Annotated in this window: 17 protein-coding genes and 1 pseudogene; 10 read left to right on the top strand and 8 right to left on the bottom strand. The window is 65.0% G+C overall.

The features are described 5' to 3' along the window. Nucleotides 1–3: 3 nt before the first annotated feature. The 4 genes from queC to ACSFC7_RS12410 form a co-directional block, all read right to left on the bottom strand. Complete coding sequence (gene queC, locus ACSFC7_RS12425; RefSeq protein ID WP_436343078.1) at nt 4–744, bottom strand: 7-cyano-7-deazaguanine synthase QueC; 741 nt, start codon at nt 742–744, stop codon at nt 4–6. A gap of 7 nt (nt 745–751) precedes the next feature. After that, nucleotides 752–1,606, bottom strand: coding sequence for a 7-carboxy-7-deazaguanine synthase QueE (locus tag ACSFC7_RS12420; protein WP_436343077.1), 855 nt, complete (start codon nt 1,604–1,606; stop codon nt 752–754). 1 nt (nt 1,607) lies between these two features. Next, the gene (locus ACSFC7_RS12415; protein ID WP_436343076.1) at nt 1,608–2,096 is read right to left on the bottom strand and encodes a 6-pyruvoyl trahydropterin synthase family protein; all 489 of its coding nucleotides are present in this window, start codon (nt 2,094–2,096) and stop codon (nt 1,608–1,610) included. Nucleotides 2,097–2,384: 288 nt separating this feature from the next. Beyond that, a complete protein-coding gene (locus ACSFC7_RS12410) occupies nt 2,385–2,741 on the bottom strand; it encodes a helix-turn-helix domain-containing protein (RefSeq protein WP_436343075.1) in 357 nt (118 codons plus the stop codon). Between the two features lie 191 nt (nt 2,742–2,932). Here ACSFC7_RS12410 and ACSFC7_RS12405 point away from each other — a divergent pair, with 191 nt between their 5' ends. Continuing rightward, the gene (locus ACSFC7_RS12405; protein WP_436343074.1) at nt 2,933–3,622 is read left to right on the top strand and encodes a competence/damage-inducible protein A; all 690 of its coding nucleotides are present in this window, start codon (nt 2,933–2,935) and stop codon (nt 3,620–3,622) included. A gap of 28 nt (nt 3,623–3,650) precedes the next feature. Here ACSFC7_RS12405 and ACSFC7_RS12400 read toward each other — a convergent pair whose 3' ends face one another. Beyond that, a complete protein-coding gene (locus ACSFC7_RS12400; protein ID WP_436343073.1) occupies nt 3,651–3,776 on the bottom strand; it encodes a hypothetical protein in 126 nt (41 codons plus the stop codon). A 167-nt stretch (nt 3,777–3,943) separates the two neighbouring features. On the opposite strand from ACSFC7_RS12400, the gene ACSFC7_RS12395 reads away from it, so the two are divergent. The 4 genes from ACSFC7_RS12395 to ACSFC7_RS12380 all read left to right on the top strand — a co-directional run bounded on the left by ACSFC7_RS12395 (nt 3,944) and on the right by ACSFC7_RS12380 (nt 8,366). Further along, the gene (locus ACSFC7_RS12395; protein ID WP_436343072.1) at nt 3,944–5,101 is read left to right on the top strand and encodes an ATP-NAD kinase family protein; all 1,158 of its coding nucleotides are present in this window, start codon (nt 3,944–3,946) and stop codon (nt 5,099–5,101) included. A 104-nt stretch (nt 5,102–5,205) separates the two neighbouring features. Beyond that, complete coding sequence (locus ACSFC7_RS12390) at nt 5,206–6,237, top strand: PhoU domain-containing protein (protein WP_436343071.1); 1,032 nt, start codon at nt 5,206–5,208, stop codon at nt 6,235–6,237. Nucleotides 6,238–6,400: 163 nt separating this feature from the next. Beyond that, the gene (locus ACSFC7_RS12385) at nt 6,401–7,690 is read left to right on the top strand and encodes an MFS transporter (RefSeq protein ID WP_436343070.1); all 1,290 of its coding nucleotides are present in this window, start codon (nt 6,401–6,403) and stop codon (nt 7,688–7,690) included. A gap of 172 nt (nt 7,691–7,862) precedes the next feature. Further along, nucleotides 7,863–8,366, top strand: coding sequence for a DUF5797 family protein (locus tag ACSFC7_RS12380; RefSeq protein ID WP_436343069.1), 504 nt, complete (start codon nt 7,863–7,865; stop codon nt 8,364–8,366). 57 nt (nt 8,367–8,423) lie between these two features. On the opposite strand, the gene ACSFC7_RS12375 is transcribed toward ACSFC7_RS12380, so the two are convergent. Continuing rightward, nucleotides 8,424–9,470 carry a DUF5787 family protein gene (locus tag ACSFC7_RS12375; RefSeq protein WP_436343068.1) on the bottom strand — a complete coding sequence of 349 codons (1,047 nt, stop codon included), beginning with the start codon at nt 9,468–9,470 and terminating at the stop codon, nt 8,424–8,426. 180 nt (nt 9,471–9,650) lie between these two features. Between ACSFC7_RS12375 and ACSFC7_RS12370 the strand changes: the two genes are divergently transcribed. After that, complete coding sequence (locus ACSFC7_RS12370) at nt 9,651–10,079, top strand: RDD family protein (RefSeq protein ID WP_436343067.1); 429 nt, start codon at nt 9,651–9,653, stop codon at nt 10,077–10,079. Nucleotides 10,080–10,263: 184 nt separating this feature from the next. Here ACSFC7_RS12370 and ACSFC7_RS12365 read toward each other — a convergent pair whose 3' ends face one another. After that, the gene (locus ACSFC7_RS12365) at nt 10,264–10,701 is read right to left on the bottom strand and encodes a bis(5'-nucleosyl)-tetraphosphatase (RefSeq protein ID WP_436343066.1); all 438 of its coding nucleotides are present in this window, start codon (nt 10,699–10,701) and stop codon (nt 10,264–10,266) included. 110 nt (nt 10,702–10,811) lie between these two features. On the opposite strand from ACSFC7_RS12365, the gene ACSFC7_RS12360 reads away from it, so the two are divergent. From ACSFC7_RS12360 to ACSFC7_RS12350, 3 genes and pseudogenes are all read left to right on the top strand, one after another. Next, nucleotides 10,812–11,147 (top strand): 30S ribosomal protein S10, encoded by a 336-nt coding sequence (locus ACSFC7_RS12360; protein ID WP_436343065.1) that lies wholly within the window; start codon nt 10,812–10,814, stop codon nt 11,145–11,147. Nucleotides 11,148–11,223: 76 nt separating this feature from the next. Beyond that, nucleotides 11,224–12,498 (top strand): amidohydrolase, encoded by a 1,275-nt coding sequence (locus ACSFC7_RS12355; protein WP_436343064.1) that lies wholly within the window; start codon nt 11,224–11,226, stop codon nt 12,496–12,498. A gap of 71 nt (nt 12,499–12,569) precedes the next feature. Then, a pseudogene (locus ACSFC7_RS12350) lies at nt 12,570–12,872 on the top strand (M48 family metalloprotease); the annotation flags it as partial. Nucleotides 12,873–13,139: 267 nt separating this feature from the next. Here the strand turns inward: ACSFC7_RS12350 and ACSFC7_RS12345 are convergent. Continuing rightward, on the bottom strand, nt 13,140–14,546 hold the full coding sequence (locus ACSFC7_RS12345) for a geranylgeranyl reductase family protein (protein ID WP_436343063.1): 1,407 nt from the start codon (nt 14,544–14,546) through the stop codon (nt 13,140–13,142). A gap of 214 nt (nt 14,547–14,760) precedes the next feature. Between ACSFC7_RS12345 and ACSFC7_RS12340 the strand changes: the two genes are divergently transcribed. After that, the gene (locus ACSFC7_RS12340; protein ID WP_436343062.1) at nt 14,761–15,093 is read left to right on the top strand and encodes a 2Fe-2S iron-sulfur cluster-binding protein; all 333 of its coding nucleotides are present in this window, start codon (nt 14,761–14,763) and stop codon (nt 15,091–15,093) included. Nucleotides 15,094–15,146 lie beyond the last annotated feature (53 nt).

Genomic DNA, 15,146 nt, shown 5'->3' with positions numbered 1-15,146 from the left:
GACCTACTGCTCGCCGGCCTCGTCGACGTACGACGGCCGCTCGACGTAGTCGATTGGATCGCGAACGCCGACGTTCTGGAACGCCTGCAGCCGGAACGCACACGAGTCACAGGTGCCGCAGGCGGGTTCGTTCTCGCGGTAACAGCTCCAGGTGTGTTCGTAGGGGACCTCGAGCGTCACCCCTCGCTCGGCGATGTCGGTCTTCGACCAGTCGACGAACGGCGCGGCGATCGAAATCTCGGTGTCGGGCTTCGTCCCGACGTCGACGACCTGCTCGAAGGCCTCGAAGAACTCGGGCCGGCAGTCCGGATACCCCGCGAAGTCCTCGCTGTGGGCGCCGATGAACACGGCTTCGCAGTCGTTGGCCTCGGCGTAGGAGACGGCCATCGAGAGCAGGTTCGCGTTCCGGAACGGCACGTACGACGTGGGAATTTCGTCGCTCTCCATATCCGCATCTTCGACGGCCATCTCGTCGTCGGTGAGACTCGAGGCCCCGATCGCCGAGAGGTGGCCGGTCTCGATCCGCAGGAAGTCCGCGGCGTCGAGTTCGTCGGCGAGTCGGCGGGCGCACTCGAGTTCGCGGTCCTCCGTCCGCTGGCCGTAGGAGGTGTGCAGGGCGTAGATCTCGTAGCCGCGGTCGCGGGCCTCGTAGGCGGCGGTGGCGCTGTCCATCCCGCCGGAGAGGAGGACGACGGCGCGTTTCGGTGTCGATTCGTCGGTCGTAGAACGTGTGGTGTCGGTCATGGTCGAATCACGTCTCGGGGGCGTCGTTCCAGAGGTCGACGTGGAGTCGCGGCGTGTACCGGAAGCCGTGGTCCATCGCTAGCTTGGCGACTCGTTCGCGGGTCTTCTCGAGTCGGTCTCGCGTCGCGCCCTCGGGCATCAGGAGGACGTCGTCGTCGCGGATCGGGACGGACGCCGCGTCTCGCAGGTCCGCGAGCAACTCGAGGATTTCGGGCATATCGTCGTCGTCGGTGACGACGAACTTCAGTTGAAAGTCGTACGCCTCGACGAGACGGGCGAGCGCGGCCGTATCGATCCGGTCGTTCTCGTGGCGCTCCGCCCACCCGCCGTCTCCTTGGTTCGCGGCTCCCGTCGGTCGCCGTTCATCGTTCCGAGATTCCTCCGGAATCTCGCTCCGTGGATCCCGCTCCGCCGTCGGCGTACTGCTCTCGAGTTTCGGGCTGATCGAGGCGAGATCGATCGGCGCGTCGCGGTAGATCGTCCCGTTGGTCTCGACGGTGGTGTGATAGCCACGCTCCTCGAGCGCCTCGAGCAGGTCGACACAGCCCTCGTGGATCATCGGTTCGCCGCCGGTGAGGACGACGTGGTCCGCCCGTTCGTGGGACTCGATCTCCTCGAGGATCGCCTCGAGGTCCAGCCAAGCGTGGGTCGGTTCCCAGGAGGTGTGATAGGAGTCACAGAACCAGCATCGGAGGTTGCAGCCGCTCGTCCGGACGAACACCGAGGGTACGCCGGCGAGCGTTCCCTCCCCCTGCAGGGAGTAGAACAGTTCGTTGATCGGGAGACCGTCGGTCGGGCCGTCGTCGTCAACGCGCGTCCCGTCCGCCGTATCCTCCCGGTCGACCGAGTCGGAGACCGGCATCTCAGAGCGCGCCCCCTCCGCAGAGTTCGCTCGTTTCGTTGACCTGGACGGCGATTTCGGTGACGTTCTCGGGCAGCGCGGCCTCGAGCTTTCGCTCCAGGATGACGCTCATCACCTCCGCCGTCGGCGGATGCTCGAGGACGATCGTTCCGTCGTCGTCGCCGGCCGCCTCGAAGGCCTCGACGAGGGGGTCGCCCGCCTCGAGTAGGAACATGTGATCCCACTCGTCGATCACGTCGGTAATATCGCCCTTGTCGGCGACCCACCCCTCTTCGGTCAGTTCGCCGGTGACGGTGACGGCAACCTCGTAGTTGTGGCCGTGGGGGCGAGAACACTTCCCGTCGTGGTGAAGAATCCGGTGCCCAGCGCTGATTCTGATCGGGCGGTCTCGCCCGACGTGGAGGACGCGCTCGGTACCGGTGATCGTACTCGCACCGTGATCGGTACCGGTCTCACCCTGCCGATCGGTCGTCGTTCCTCGTTCAGTCATATCCCAGTATTCTCGTAGGAGTACTTAAGGATGATTCACTCGCCGCACTGTCGCACCTGCTCTCAGCGCAGCGATCGCACGTACTGATACGAATACGTCTGGACGCGTCTCGAGCGACGGGCCACACGGTCTCGGACTGTCGTCACTCGAGACCCCCGAAACTGTTCGACAACGGCGTCAGAAACAGCGGACGCGATCGCAGTCGATCGAAGCCGACTCCGCTCTCGCCCCCCTCCACTACTCTCCACCGTGTAGTTCACCGACTGCCGTCGGTCGCGACGTGTGCGGTCAATCCTTGAGCTGATCCTGGAGCCTGTTTTTGGCTTCAGTTCGCCGTTTCCGGGAGAACTGCGGCCGCTCGTCGGAGAAGTCGACTTCGATTTCGTCGAGCGTCCGTCGATAGATGTTCGTCCGACGCCCCTCTTCGGAAAGCTGTCGGCCCTCGCAGGTCAACAGCCCGGCGTCGACGAGTTCTTCGATGCGACGATAACACGTCGCGATCGGGATTTCGATATCGTTGCTCAGTGCCTGTGCTGATTTCGGTGTGCCTGCAGCACAGAGGATCTCTGCGCTGTATTTGTTCCCGAGTGCTGAGAGGACCGTAGTCGAGTCCGACTCGGCTCGTTCCCTCCGACTGTGAGACATCGTTCACTGTGTAATGAATTATCAAGATTTAATCTTGTGGTTGTCCTGGGGTTGACTTTATAAGTTCGAGCGGTGAGCAGCGAACGTTATAGCGGTCTGACACCGGGATGGCGACCGGCGGCGCGGCGTCGACGACGGGAGCGAGCCGTCGCCTCGATACTCGTTTCAATCCGCGGCCCGAACAAGTCGCTATGAACGTCGCGGTCGTCACCGTCGGAGACGAACTGCTCGCCGGACGGACGACGAACACCAACGCCACCTGGCTCTGTGAACGACTCGACGACCGCGGCGTCTCGGTCGAACGCGTTACCACGGTTCCCGACCGGATCGCCGACATCGCTCGCGTCGTCAACGAGTACCGCGCCGAGTACGACGCCGTCGTCGTCACCGGCGGCCTCGGACCGACGCACGACGACGTCACCATGGCGGGCGTCGCCGCGGCCGTCGGCCGCTCGCTCGAGGAACACGGGGACGCCCTCGCCTGGCTCGAGGAAGACGGCTACTCGCGTGCCGACCTGACGGACGGGACGACCCACCTGCCGAGCGGTGCACGCGCACTGCACAACGAGACGGGGGTCGCACCCGGGGCCGTCCTCGAGGGCATCTACGTGCTCCCGGGCGTCCCCTCGGAGATGAAGGCGATGTTCGAATCGATCGAATCCGAGTTCGCGGGCACCAGAACGTACCGAGAAGAGGTTATCGCCGACGAGCCGGAAAGCGCGTTGCTCGATCGGATCGCGGACGTACGGGAACGGTTCGACGTCGACGTCGGCAGCTATCCGGGCGGGACGGTTCGGCTCTCGCTGCAGAGCACCGACGAAGCGACCGTCGCGGAGGCCGCGGCGTGGCTCCGCGAGCGCGTCGACGAACCGGACGAGTGATCGTCGACGTTCGACGACCGACGCTCCGTTACCGGTACAGATAGACGAGCCAGCCGATCGTCACGAGAAGACTCAGTGCCAGGACCACCCAGCCGGTGATCTCCATCGGCAGTTCCGTCCCCGTCTCGAGCACGGCGTACGCGAGTTGGTTCATGTTCGGCGGTGTGTTCCCATCCCTCTTAATCTTTCAGAAACCCGACGAGGCCAGTTCTTCACGGCGCTCCGCTCGCGCGACGGCCGGCGTGTCCGTCGGCCCCTCTCGAGTCCGTCGCTCGCCGGAAACACCACACGGCTTTTGGATCGGCTTCGCGTAGATTCGCTATGGAGTCTCTCGGTGTCGTCGTGAACCCGATCGCCGGGATGGGCGGTCGGGTGGGGCTGAAGGGAACCGATGGCAAACTCGAGGAAGCGCGACGCCGCGGGGCCGAGCCGCGTGCGCCAGACCGGGCGCGAGAAGCGCTCCGGGCGCTTCACCGACGCGCACCCGATCTGACCGTCTACACGGCTGCGGACGTGATGGGCGAACGCGCGGTACGAGACGCCGGCTACGACCCCGTAGTCGTCTACGATCCGGCGACGGACGGCGACGAGACGGACGGCGACGAAACTGCCGACGACGATGCCGGCTCGAGCGATAGCGCGCAACCGGTCGATGCGGCGACCGCCAAGACGACCGCCGCCGATACGCGTGCCGCAGTCGAAGCCTTTCTCGAGCACGACGTCGACCTCGTCTTCTTCGTCGGCGGGGACGGAACGGCCGTCGACGTCGCATCGGTACTCGAGGAAGCGAGCGACGACGCGACGCCGATGCTCGGCGTCCCCGCCGGCGTCAAGATCTACTCCTCGGTGTTCGCCGTGACACCCGCAGACGCGGGCCGGATCGTCGCGGAGTTCGACCGCGTCGCCGCCCGCGAAGTCAACGACATCGACGAGGAGGCTTACCGCGAGGGGGAGGTCCGGACGGAACTCCAGGCCGTCGTCCCGGTCCCCGTCGCTCCCGACATCCAGTCGAGCAAGCAGGTCTCGAGCGGTAACGTCGACTCGCTGGCTGCCGGGTTCGCTCGCGAAATCGAGTCGGAACGGACGTACGTCTTCGGCCCCGGGGGCACCGTCGGTGCTATCGAAACCGAACTGGGGATCGAGCCCTCGCCGCTCGGCGTCGACGTCTGGCGCGACGGGGAACTACTCGCCCGCGACGGGTCCGAGAGCGAGATCCTCGACGCGCTCGAGGAACCGGCGACGATCGTCATCTCACCGATCGGCGGACAGGGGTTTCTCTTCGGCCGCGGAAACCACCAGCTCTCGCCGGCGGTCATCCGGCGGGCCGACGAGATCGAGGTCGTCGCCTCGGGGACGAAACTCGACGGAATCGACGCACTCCGCGTCGATACCGACGATCACGGTCTCGACGACGACCTTCGAGGGTGGATTCAGGTCCGAACGGGACGGTTTACGACTCGCCTCGTCAAAGTTGTTTAAGGAGTGGATGAGAACTACCCTCGTAATCAACCATATAATTATCTGATCCAGATATAATGGCCATATAGTCAAGATTAAGGTCCGGTCCTTCCTACGGAACACATATGGAAACGCGGAAAGTGCAACGATTGGGTCCGTCGACGCTTGCCATGACCCTCCCCGCAGAATGGGCCTCCGAACACGACGTCGAGAAGGGCGACGAAGTCTCCCTCCGAACCAGCGGGAAAGGGACGCTGACCGTCATGCCCGAATCGGCGAGTTCCGAGGAGACGGAGGCGATCATCCACGCCGACGACCTCGACGCCGACGCCGTCGAACGTGCCATCGTCGCGCAGTACGTGCTCGGCCGCCGCGTCATCCGCATCGACACCGAAGACGGTGCCCTCGAGTCGGAACACATCAACGCCGTCTACCAGGCCGAGACCCAGCTGATGGGGCTCGGCGTCATCGAAGAGACGCCCGAGAGCATCTCCATTCGCTGCTCGGTCGACCCCGAGGACTTCACGCTCGACAACCTCCTCGAACGCCTCGAGCGGACCGGCCAGACGATGCGCGGTGAAGGAATCAAGGCGCTGGCTCACGGCAACCCCGACCTCGCACAGCGAGCCCTGAACCGGGAGCGGCAGGCGAACAAGATCTTCGTCCTCCTGCTTCGACTGATCTTTACGGCCTACCAGAACCCCAATCTCGCGCGTGCGGTCGGACTCAACACCGGCTTCCCGCTGATCGGCTACCGATCGATCGCGAAGAACCTCGAGCTGACCGCCGACAACGGCGAGGACATCGCCGACATCGTCATCGAAACCGAAGGCCACAGCCTCAACGTCGATAGCTCGGTCATGCGCGACATCCGCGAACTGAACGAGTCGGTGGACGAGATCACGTCGCTCGCCGTCGAGGCCGCCGTCGAACGCGATTACGACAAGTCCAACCAGGTTCGCGCGCTGTTCCACGAGATCTCCGACCAGGAGAAAGAGATCCTCACCGAGCTGCCCGAGATGGACAACGAGGACCTGCTTCGCATCCGAGAGGTGCTCGTCAGCCTCCAACAGACCGCCCAGTACGCGATGCGAAACGCCGAAATCGCGGCGAACCTCGCGCTGAACGAGGAGTCCGAACACACGACGATCAACTGACGGTAACCGTACGACCCGATCCGCCGGGTCGCTCTCGGTACCCGATTTTTTGACACCCGTCGCTCGCTCGTCACGAGATACCGGCCTGCGGAGTCGATACTCACCGGTCAGCAGGTATTTCGATTCGAAACGATCATTGGGCGGGACGACACACGTACGGCCGATGCGGGACCTCCCCGGGCGGATCGCCGCTCAGTTCGCCGTCGACCGACGAGTCCTCGCGCTGGCGTTCGCTCGAATGGCCGACGGTATCGGCAACTCGTTTCTGATCATCGTCATCCCGCTGTACGTGGGGAGCGATATCGTCGGCGGGACGACGCTCGGCCTCAAGGAGGCCATGGTCATCGGGATCATCCTCTCGCTCTTCGGCTTTCTCAACAGTAGCTTCCAGCCGGTTACCGGTCGACTCTCAGACCGGTTCGGGAAGCGAAAACCGTTCATCCTGATCGGTCTCGGCGGACTCGCGGTGACGAACCTGGCGTACGTCTTCGCCGAGTCGTATCTCTCACTGGTGGTGATTCGCGGCTTGCAGGGCGTCAGCGTCGCGTTCATCGTTCCGGCGTCGATCGCACTCGTCAACGAACTCGCGACGACGCAGGACCGGGGCGGCAACATGGGCGTCTACAACACGTTTCGACTGGTCGGCTTCGGTGCCGGCCCCGTCGCTGCCGGGGCCGTCGTCAATCTCGGACCGTACTCCCTCCCCGCAAGGGCCACGATCAGCGGCTTCGACGCGGCCTTCTACGTCGCCGCGGTGACGGCCGTCCTCAGCCTGCTGCTGGTGACCGTCCTCATTACGGATCCCGACGCGACGAAGGCCAACGCCGGTGCGGATCTCTCGATCGCGATTCGGGACCCGTCCGGCAAACACCTGCTCGATCCGATCTTCACCCTCGGCGTCGCCTCGCTGTTCATGGCGGCCGCGATCGCCCTGTTTGCGACGATCCAGCCGCAGGTCAACGAGCAACTCGAGCAGGGATCGACCTGGTTCGGCCTCCAGTTCGCGGCGTTCATCCTCGCACAGGTGCTGTTACAGACGCCGATCGGCCGGGCCTGCGACTACTACGGACGGCGGCCGTTCATCGTCGGCGGAATGGTCCTGTTGATCCCGACGACGTTCGTTCAGGGATTCATCACGTCCTCGGAACTCATGTTCGCGGCCCGACTCGGGCAAGGCATCGCGGGCGCGATGGTGTTCGCGCCGTCGCTCGCGCTAGCGGGCGACCTCGCCGGCGAGGGTGAATCCGGCTCGAAGCTCTCGATCCTGACGATGGCGTTCGGGTTCGGGATCGCCGTCGGCCCGCTCTCGTCGGGCGCGCTGATCGGCTACGGCTTCGAAGCCCCCTTCGTTTTCGGGACCGTCCTCGCCACCCTCGGGGCGATTCTCGTCTACACGCAGGTCGAGGAGACCCTCGAGACTACGCGGTCGGTGCCGGTCGTCGGGAGCGATTGACGGGTTCACCTCGTTCGTCGAGGACCGACGAATGTTCGTCCGCGAGATCCAATCCCGGGCCCGAAATCGTATAGAAGCTCCTCTCGAGGGTGTTCGGACGGGCAGCCGACCCACCGGGCGGCGTCGCGTCGGGACGCAACGCAAAAGTAGCGGATCCGCATACGATTCGACGATGACGCTCTCGGAGGAGGCCACAGAACGACTGGCGGACGTGGTGGAGCTACAGCCGACGAAGAACTCGGAACTACAGGAACGATGGGATATGGAGAGCGGCAGCGAGGTCCACCAGTACCTCGAGAACGAACTGGGCGACTACTACTTTCGCGACGACAACAGCCTGATCCGCGCGACCGCCGAAGCGAACGACCTCGTCGACGTCGAACCAGGTATCGAGAGCGATCCGGAGGACGACGGCGTCCCGTCACGGATTCGCGTGCCGGAACTCCACGCACGGATCGTCGCGGTGCTGGCCGGCCCCGAGGACGACTCCGAGAGCGTGGTCTCGGTCCTGCACAAAGTCCGGGACGAGTTCGGCGTCGACCCCGACTCCGAGGACGTCCGGTCGGGACTCCAGAGCCTCCGCCGCAAGGGCGTCGTCGAGGTCGAGTACCGCACCGTCCCCACGTTCCGACTGGCCGTCGAGCGCGAGGACCTCGAGGTCGACGTCTCCGACTGAGTCACGCGAGATTACCGTGACCGACCATGGGCCACAGCACTAATTTTTCGGAACCGCCTACAGCCCCGGTCGGCGTCGCCGCCGTCGGCCCTCCAGTAGCTGTCGACAGCGTTTCCCCGGCCCACCCTCGATCGGCCAGCCCCGGGTTCGCCAGACGGGCGGCTCCGGTTCGAACGCGGGACAGTTCCCGGAACACTCGGCGGCCGTCTGGCAGCGCCCCTTCTCGGCACAGTGCGGGCGCAGTTGGCTGCCGTCATCCGCGCGCAATTCGAAGTGTCGACAGTCGGACCGCATGGTGTCGACGAACGAGCGCCAGCCGCGCTCGTAGGCGCGTTCGGCGATCGCGAGGCGTTTGTCGGCCTTCTCCGCCGGATCGACGTACTCGAACCGTGCCGCCGAGCCGTCCCGCTTCCCGCCGTCGGGACGCTCAAGGATTCGCGTGCCGGGCTCGTCGACGGCCAGCGCCCGGGGATACCACTCGACTGCCGCGGCGAGCGTGTCGGGCTCGAGGGTGAGAATTCCCGCTTCGACCGGAAGATCCTCGAACAGCGCGGGCTCGACGGCGTCGCCCGTCTCGCGAGTGGCGACCCAGACCTCGTCGGCCAGCCCCATCGCGACGTCGTACTCGAGTTGTGCGCCCAGCACGCGTGCGGCGCTGGCGTCGAGGTCGGGTTTGTTCTCGATGGCGACGATTCGCTTGAGCCAGTCGGGGTAGGGCCACTTCCGTCGGATCTCGATGCGGTTGCCGGTCTTGCGGGTCTCGACGATCCCGCGGTCGTCGGCCCGATGAATCGCCTCGCGGACGTATCGCCACGGGTAGCCGGGGTGGGGAAGGCAGTCCCGGTAGTAGCGCCACTCCGCGGGCGCGTTCCGGACGACGTGGAGCAAGTCGCCGTCGAGCCGTTTCGCACCGAAGTTCGCGCGCTCGCGGAGGGCCTCGGGATCGCACTCGAGGACGATCGTATCCCAGCGGCGGCGTTTCGTCCCGAGCTGCCGGGCGACGACGACCGCGCGGTCGTCGCTCGCGGACTCGAGCGGCCAGGCGCGTTCGGCCCACCGGCAGGTCCGCAACTCGAAGCCGAACTCGGCGGTGTGACGATCCACACGTGCCGTACGTAGCGGAGAACGAAAAGCGCTACTCGATGCACCCGCGCTGGCGACCGTGATCGGTCGCGTCCCGAACCCGGGGACGTCAGCGACGCGAGTCAGCGTTTCGAGAGGATCTCCCTCAGGCGACTCTATTCACATAGAAACTGTTATCAAATTTGACGCTAATCGGGGCGTATGAAGAAACATCCCGCACCGCAACTCGGAACGAACGGCGACGTAATCGGTCAGCGAGTCCTCGCCTTCCTGCTCGACGGGCTCATCGTGGGGCTGCTCTGGGGCGTCATTATCGGGCTCGGTACCGTTCTTGGCGATATCGGCTTTCTGGTGCTGTCACTCGTCGGCTTCGTCGGAATCTTGGTCTACGGGTTCCTCCTCGAGGGACTCTACGGCTACACGCCCGGCAAGTACGTGCTCGGACTGGTCGTCGTCAAATCCGACGGCTCCAACTGTACAGTCGGTTCGTCGATCCTGCGCAACCTGCTGTGGCTCATCGACAGCCTGCCGGCGTTCAACCTGGTCGGTATCGTGCTGATCCTGTTCACCGACGATAACCAGCGCGTCGGGGACTTCGTCGCGGATACGGTCGTCGTCAAGCAGCGGTGACCGACCGCTCCCCGCGTACCAGCTAACGCTGGCACCTCGTGGCAGGGGCGTTCCGCTTCGACGACCCCGTTCTGGAACCGAATTCCTGGAAGACACTACAGGCGCGAACTGGTCGCCGCAGGGCTCGCCGGAAGCGTCGCTGGGGCCGGGCGACAGACCGATTCGATCGCGAACATCGAGGGACCTACTCTTCGTCTTCCTCCTCCCGTTCGTCGAGGAACACGTGTGCGTCCTCTAAGATCTCCCGTGGTCCGTCCTGCGTGACGGTGTTTACTGCCTGCTCGTAGTCGCGCCACTGGAGGTCGCGATGTTCGTTCGAAAGTTCCGCGCTCGCCTCGAAGGACTTCGCGATAAAGAGGTGAACGGTCTTGTGGATCGTCGTGCCGTTCGCCTCGAAGACGTAGTTGTAGTCCTTTCGGAAGCCGTCGAGTAGCCGGAACTGGTCGATGCCTGCCTCTTCCTTTACTTCGCGGATCGCCGTCTGTTGTAGCTCTTCATCTCCTTCGACACCGCCCTTGGGGAACTCCCAATCGCCTGGGCGGCTCTTGAGTAGAAGATACTCGCGCCGGCCCCGCGTATCGCGGAAGAGGATCGCGCCTGCGCTCGTAGCTTCGACTGCCATTAACTGGGCTAACAGGTGCGACGTTAAGAGAATATCGGACTGTTCGTCCTCCGTAGAGGTATCTCAGCAGGTTTTTACGCGCCGACCGTCCACGTTCGTACGATACCGCAATGACCTTCGTCACCCGTCTCACGCTCCAGAGCGGCGATCGAGCCGCGCTCGACGGCATCGTCGAGGACATCAAATCCTCCGCCGAACGCAAAGGGGCCGCGCTGAAAGGCCCGCACTCCCATCCGCCGGAGAAATTATCGGTTCCCCAGCGATGTCGACTCCACGGCGACGACGACCGCCGATTCGACTCGTGGGAGTACACCGTCTTCACCCGTGAACTCGAGATCCACGGCCACGACAGTCTCGCGCGCAACATCGCCTCGCAGAACTTCCCCGACTCGGTCCACATCGAAGCCGAAGTCGAGCAGATCCACGGCGCGGGCCGCGGGAACTGATCGCGCCGACCGGCGGTCGGCCGATCGTCCCGAAACGAGCTAAAGCACTTTTTACTGTTCCCGACGAGTGTAGGGTATGAGCACTGACGATCTCGTTTCCCTCCGTCGAGACCTGCACCGCAAACCCGAACCGGCCTGGTGTGAATTTTATACCACGGCACGGATCGTTACGGAACTCGAGGAGCGCGTCGAACTCGACGAACTTCACGTCGGCCCGGACGCCATCGCGGGCGACCATCGGATGGCCGTCCCCGACGACGCTGAACTGGCCCTCTGGCTCGATCGAGCACGAGAGGCCGGTGCCGACGAGGCGGTCCTCGAGCGACTCGAGGGCGGTCACACCGGAGCCGTCGCCGTCCTCGAGCGCGGCGAGGGGCCGACCGTCGGCCTGCGCGTCGACATCGACGCCCTCCCGCGCGAGGAGAGCGACGATCCCGACCACGCTCCCGCCGCGGAGGGCTTTCGGTCCGAACACGAGGGCGCGATGCACGCCTGCGGCCACGACGCCCACGCGACGATCGGCATCGGCGTGCTCGAGGCTATCGCCGAAAGTGACTTCCAGGGCACGCTGAAGGTGTTCTTCCAGCCCGCCGAGGAGGTCGTCGGCGGAGGGAAGTCGATGGCGATGGGCGAGCACATTCGGGACGTCAACTCGCTGCTCGCGATCCACATCGGACTGGACCACCCGACCGGCGAGATCGTCGCCGGGATCGACGGCTTCCTGGCCGTGAAACACCTCGAGGTCGAGTTCACCGGGGAGTCGGCCCACGCGGGCGGCCACCCCGAACAGGGCCGCAACGCCGTCCAGGCGATGGCGACGGCCGTCCAGAACCTCTACGGCATCCCGCGGCACAACGACGGCAAGACCCGGATCAACGCGGGCGTGGTCGAGGGTGGCAGCGCCGCCAACGTGATTCCGGAAGAGGCGCGCATCCTCGCCGAGGTCCGAGGCGAGACGACCGAACTCATGAACTACATGGACCGGAAGGCCCGCCACATCGTCCGGAACGCCGCGAACATGCACGGCTGTGACGTCGAGTTCTCGACCGGTGCCGAAGCCCCGAGCGCGACGAGCGATCAGGAACTCGTCTCGATCGTCGCCGGCGTCGCGGGCCGGACCGAGGGGGTCACCAACGTTCTCGAGCGCGACGAACTCGGCGGCAGCGAGGACGCGACGTTCCTGATGCGTGCAGTGCAGGAAAACGGCGGCAAGGCCTGCTACGTCGGCATCGGAACGGACCACCCCGGCGGCCACCACACCGCGACGTTCGACGTCGACGAGGCGAGTCTCGCTCACGGCATCGACGTCGTCTCCGGCGCGATCGAACGGATCAGTATCGAACGCCCCTAATCAACGTCTCCCGATCCCATTCGTTTCGGTGGGGACACCTCGGCCTTCTCGCGCTGATACTCCAGGGTATCTCCCACTGGTGTGTCATCATCGTCGCTCGGTACCGGGAGTACGTGGCCGACGACGACGCCGTCGCGATCACGGGCGATCCGGCCGCGCTCGCGAGTGCACTCGAAACCCTCGACCGGTCGGTCGCCCGACGACCTGTGTAAGACTTGCGACAGCATCGCACCGCGGCCGCGTTCGCGATCGTTCCGACGCCGTGGGAGGAACGGTGCTTCTTCGACCGCGCGCGTCGGTTCGTCTCGCGCAGGCTGTTCGGGACGCACCCGCCGACCGAAAAGCGAATGGACCGGCGCCGAAACAGCTTCTGATCGATATCTCACTCGCAAACTCTCCGGCCGGGAGCGGGCTCCGAGCACCGCGAGGAGACCGCGACTCGGGGAAGGGCAGGCGATTCACCGTTACTGACCGCGAGCGAACGGAGTGAGCGAGCGGGCCGACGACTGACCCAGAAGCCGCGTTTACGCGGCTGAAGGGGAAGGAGGAGTGCTTTTGATCGACCTTTTACCGAAGGACAGCGCGCTGTGCGGCAGCTACGCTGCCGTCAGCGCGCAAGACTGCAGAGTAAAAGGTCGTTGTTAGTATTTCGGGTCCGCCCCGGTCGTCTCGTAGACCCGCTCCATCAGTTCGTCGCGGCGGTCCTGCCAGCCCGCGAGTCCCTCGGGGCTGGTCGGATACTGCTCGTAGTGGGCCAGCAGGTCGTCGGCACAGCGTTTGGTCTGGTAGAGGTTCCAGATGGTGCCCCAGTGGCCGCGGCTCTTGATCAGGGACTCGAGTTTGAGCTTCAGCCCGATCTCCGTACTCCCCGAGTAGAGCGCCTCGGCGAGCTTGTCGCCGGGCATCGCGGCGAGCAGCCCCATCAGGTCGTCGACGTCGACGGCCGTCGAGAGGATGTTGTAGACGTCCAGCGCGGCGTACCGCGCGCCGAAGTGCTCCATGACGCGCTCGTTGTACTTCCAGAAGGTGGCCTCGCCGTAGTCCCCGGTCTCGAGCGCCTCGATCGCCTGATCGGCGGCGTACTTGCCGCCGTAGGCCGCGCCGGCGATGCCGCCGCCGGTGGTGGGGTTGACGTGGCCTGCCGCGTCGCCGACGGCCATGTAGCCGGGGTGGACCGCGGAGTCGTAGGGCCGCCGCGTCGGAAGGGCGGCACCGAGTTTGTCCTCGACTTCGGCACCCTCGAACTCGGGGCGGTTCTCGAGGTCGTTTTTCAGATCCTCGACGAGCTTCATCGGCTCCTCGGTCATCTGGAACCCGAGCCCGGCGTTGATCTCGGTGTCCGTGCGCGGGAAGTACCAGAGGTAGCCCGCGGCGCGTTCGGTCGGTTTGAACACGAGGGCGTCGTGCCACTCGACGGGTTCCTCGACGTGGACGATCTCGCGGTAGGCCGAACAGAAGTGGGTGTAGTTGACGTTCGTATCGAACGTGGAGTCGTCGAAATCGACGTTGTCCTGCAGCACCGAGAGCGACCCCGCGGCGTCGATGACGATATCGGTCTCGTAGTTGACCGGGTCGCCCTTTCGGATCGCCTCGACGCCAGTCACGCGGCCGTCGTCGGCCTGCGTGACGTTCTTGACGACGGTGTCATACTGGAACTCGACGCCCGTCTCCTCGGCACCCTCGATGATGCGGCGGCCGTACTCCCAGCGGTCGATGACCGCCAGTTCGCCGGGCACTGGAATCTCGAGGACGGTATCCTCCTGTGGAATCTCGAAGCGCCCGTGGTCGACGCCCGTGTTCGTGAAGGCGGGCTCGAGTTTCGACTTCGGGATCGCCTCGGGGAACGCGTCGGCACCCTTCAGTGCGTCCCCGCAGGCGATGTGGCCCGCTTCTGTCTCCGTCTTGCGCTCGAGGACGACGACATCGTAGCCCTCGCGTGCGACGGTCGCTGCGGCGTAACATCCTGCAGTCCCGGCACCGACGACGACCACGTCCGGCGACTGGGTTTCGGACGTGGCGGTGGCGGCCGACTGCTCCTGCGTGCTCATACCCACACTGTCCGACCACGGGAAGAAAACGTTTTATGTGTGATTTGTCGCGTACGCAGCGCCAAAAACGGGCGCGGAAGCCAGTTACGGAGCCCTCCGCGCGCTCGAGTCGCGTTCACCCTCTCGAACAGGTTTCGACGACAGATTCTCGTTGTGCCGACCACGACAGATTGGGGAATAAAGAGTTTTAGTGCGGTCTTTCGTAGCGGCCTGTATGACAGAGTACACGATCGAGTTCGTCGGGACCGGCGAGACGATCACCTGCACGGACAAGGAGACGATCCTCAGTCGCTGTCTCGAGGAGGGCATCGCTCAGGAGTACTCCTGCCGCGTCGGGATGTGTCTGGCCTGTTCGGCCGAGATTCTCGAGGGGGAGGTCACCCAGCCCGCCGCTCGCGGCCTGACGGAGGAGGAAGCCGAGAACTACGCGCTCACCTGCATGGCGCGTCCGCAGTCGGACCTGAAACTCGATCGGGGCAAGTACCCGCCGAGCATCGAGGGCGACCTCGCAGGCGGCGCGAACGACGGTGCGGTCGCCGACGACTGAGAACCGTCGTCCCGAATAGCGATCTCACGAACCGGTATCGTCGACGGGTCGTT

The sequence above is a fragment of the Natronorubrum halobium genome (assembly GCF_051351675.1).
Taxonomy (GTDB): domain Archaea; phylum Halobacteriota; class Halobacteria; order Halobacteriales; family Natrialbaceae; genus Natronorubrum.
This window is presented reverse-complemented; position numbering and strand designations above follow the sequence as displayed.

Excerpts from the sequence above, each read along its gene's own strand:
- ACSFC7_RS12360 (WP_436343065.1), top strand. The coding sequence starts at position 10,812 with ATGACCTTCGTCACCCGTCTCACGCTCCAGAGCGGCGATCGAGCCGCG.
- ACSFC7_RS12355 (WP_436343064.1), top strand. The coding sequence starts at position 11,224 with ATGAGCACTGACGATCTCGTTTCCCTCCGTCGAGACCTGCACCGCAAA.
- ACSFC7_RS12395 (WP_436343072.1), top strand. The coding sequence starts at position 3,944 with ATGGAGTCTCTCGGTGTCGTCGTGAACCCGATCGCCGGGATGGGCGGT.
- ACSFC7_RS12415 (WP_436343076.1), bottom strand. The coding sequence starts at position 2,096 with ATGACTGAACGAGGAACGACGACCGATCGGCAGGGTGAGACCGGTACC.
- ACSFC7_RS12345 (WP_436343063.1), bottom strand. The coding sequence starts at position 14,546 with ATGAGCACGCAGGAGCAGTCGGCCGCCACCGCCACGTCCGAAACCCAG.
- ACSFC7_RS12390 (WP_436343071.1), top strand. The coding sequence starts at position 5,206 with ATGGAAACGCGGAAAGTGCAACGATTGGGTCCGTCGACGCTTGCCATG.
- ACSFC7_RS12370 (WP_436343067.1), top strand. The coding sequence starts at position 9,651 with ATGAAGAAACATCCCGCACCGCAACTCGGAACGAACGGCGACGTAATC.
- ACSFC7_RS12420 (WP_436343077.1), bottom strand. The coding sequence starts at position 1,606 with ATGCCGGTCTCCGACTCGGTCGACCGGGAGGATACGGCGGACGGGACG.
- ACSFC7_RS12405 (WP_436343074.1), top strand. The coding sequence starts at position 2,933 with ATGAACGTCGCGGTCGTCACCGTCGGAGACGAACTGCTCGCCGGACGG.
- ACSFC7_RS12410 (WP_436343075.1), bottom strand. The coding sequence starts at position 2,741 with ATGTCTCACAGTCGGAGGGAACGAGCCGAGTCGGACTCGACTACGGTC.
- ACSFC7_RS12380 (WP_436343069.1), top strand. The coding sequence starts at position 7,863 with ATGACGCTCTCGGAGGAGGCCACAGAACGACTGGCGGACGTGGTGGAG.
- ACSFC7_RS12365 (WP_436343066.1), bottom strand. The coding sequence starts at position 10,701 with ATGGCAGTCGAAGCTACGAGCGCAGGCGCGATCCTCTTCCGCGATACG.
- ACSFC7_RS12340 (WP_436343062.1), top strand. The coding sequence starts at position 14,761 with ATGACAGAGTACACGATCGAGTTCGTCGGGACCGGCGAGACGATCACC.
- ACSFC7_RS12385 (WP_436343070.1), top strand. The coding sequence starts at position 6,401 with ATGCGGGACCTCCCCGGGCGGATCGCCGCTCAGTTCGCCGTCGACCGA.
- queC (WP_436343078.1), bottom strand. The coding sequence starts at position 744 with ATGACCGACACCACACGTTCTACGACCGACGAATCGACACCGAAACGC.
- ACSFC7_RS12400 (WP_436343073.1), bottom strand. The coding sequence starts at position 3,776 with ATGAACCAACTCGCGTACGCCGTGCTCGAGACGGGGACGGAACTGCCG.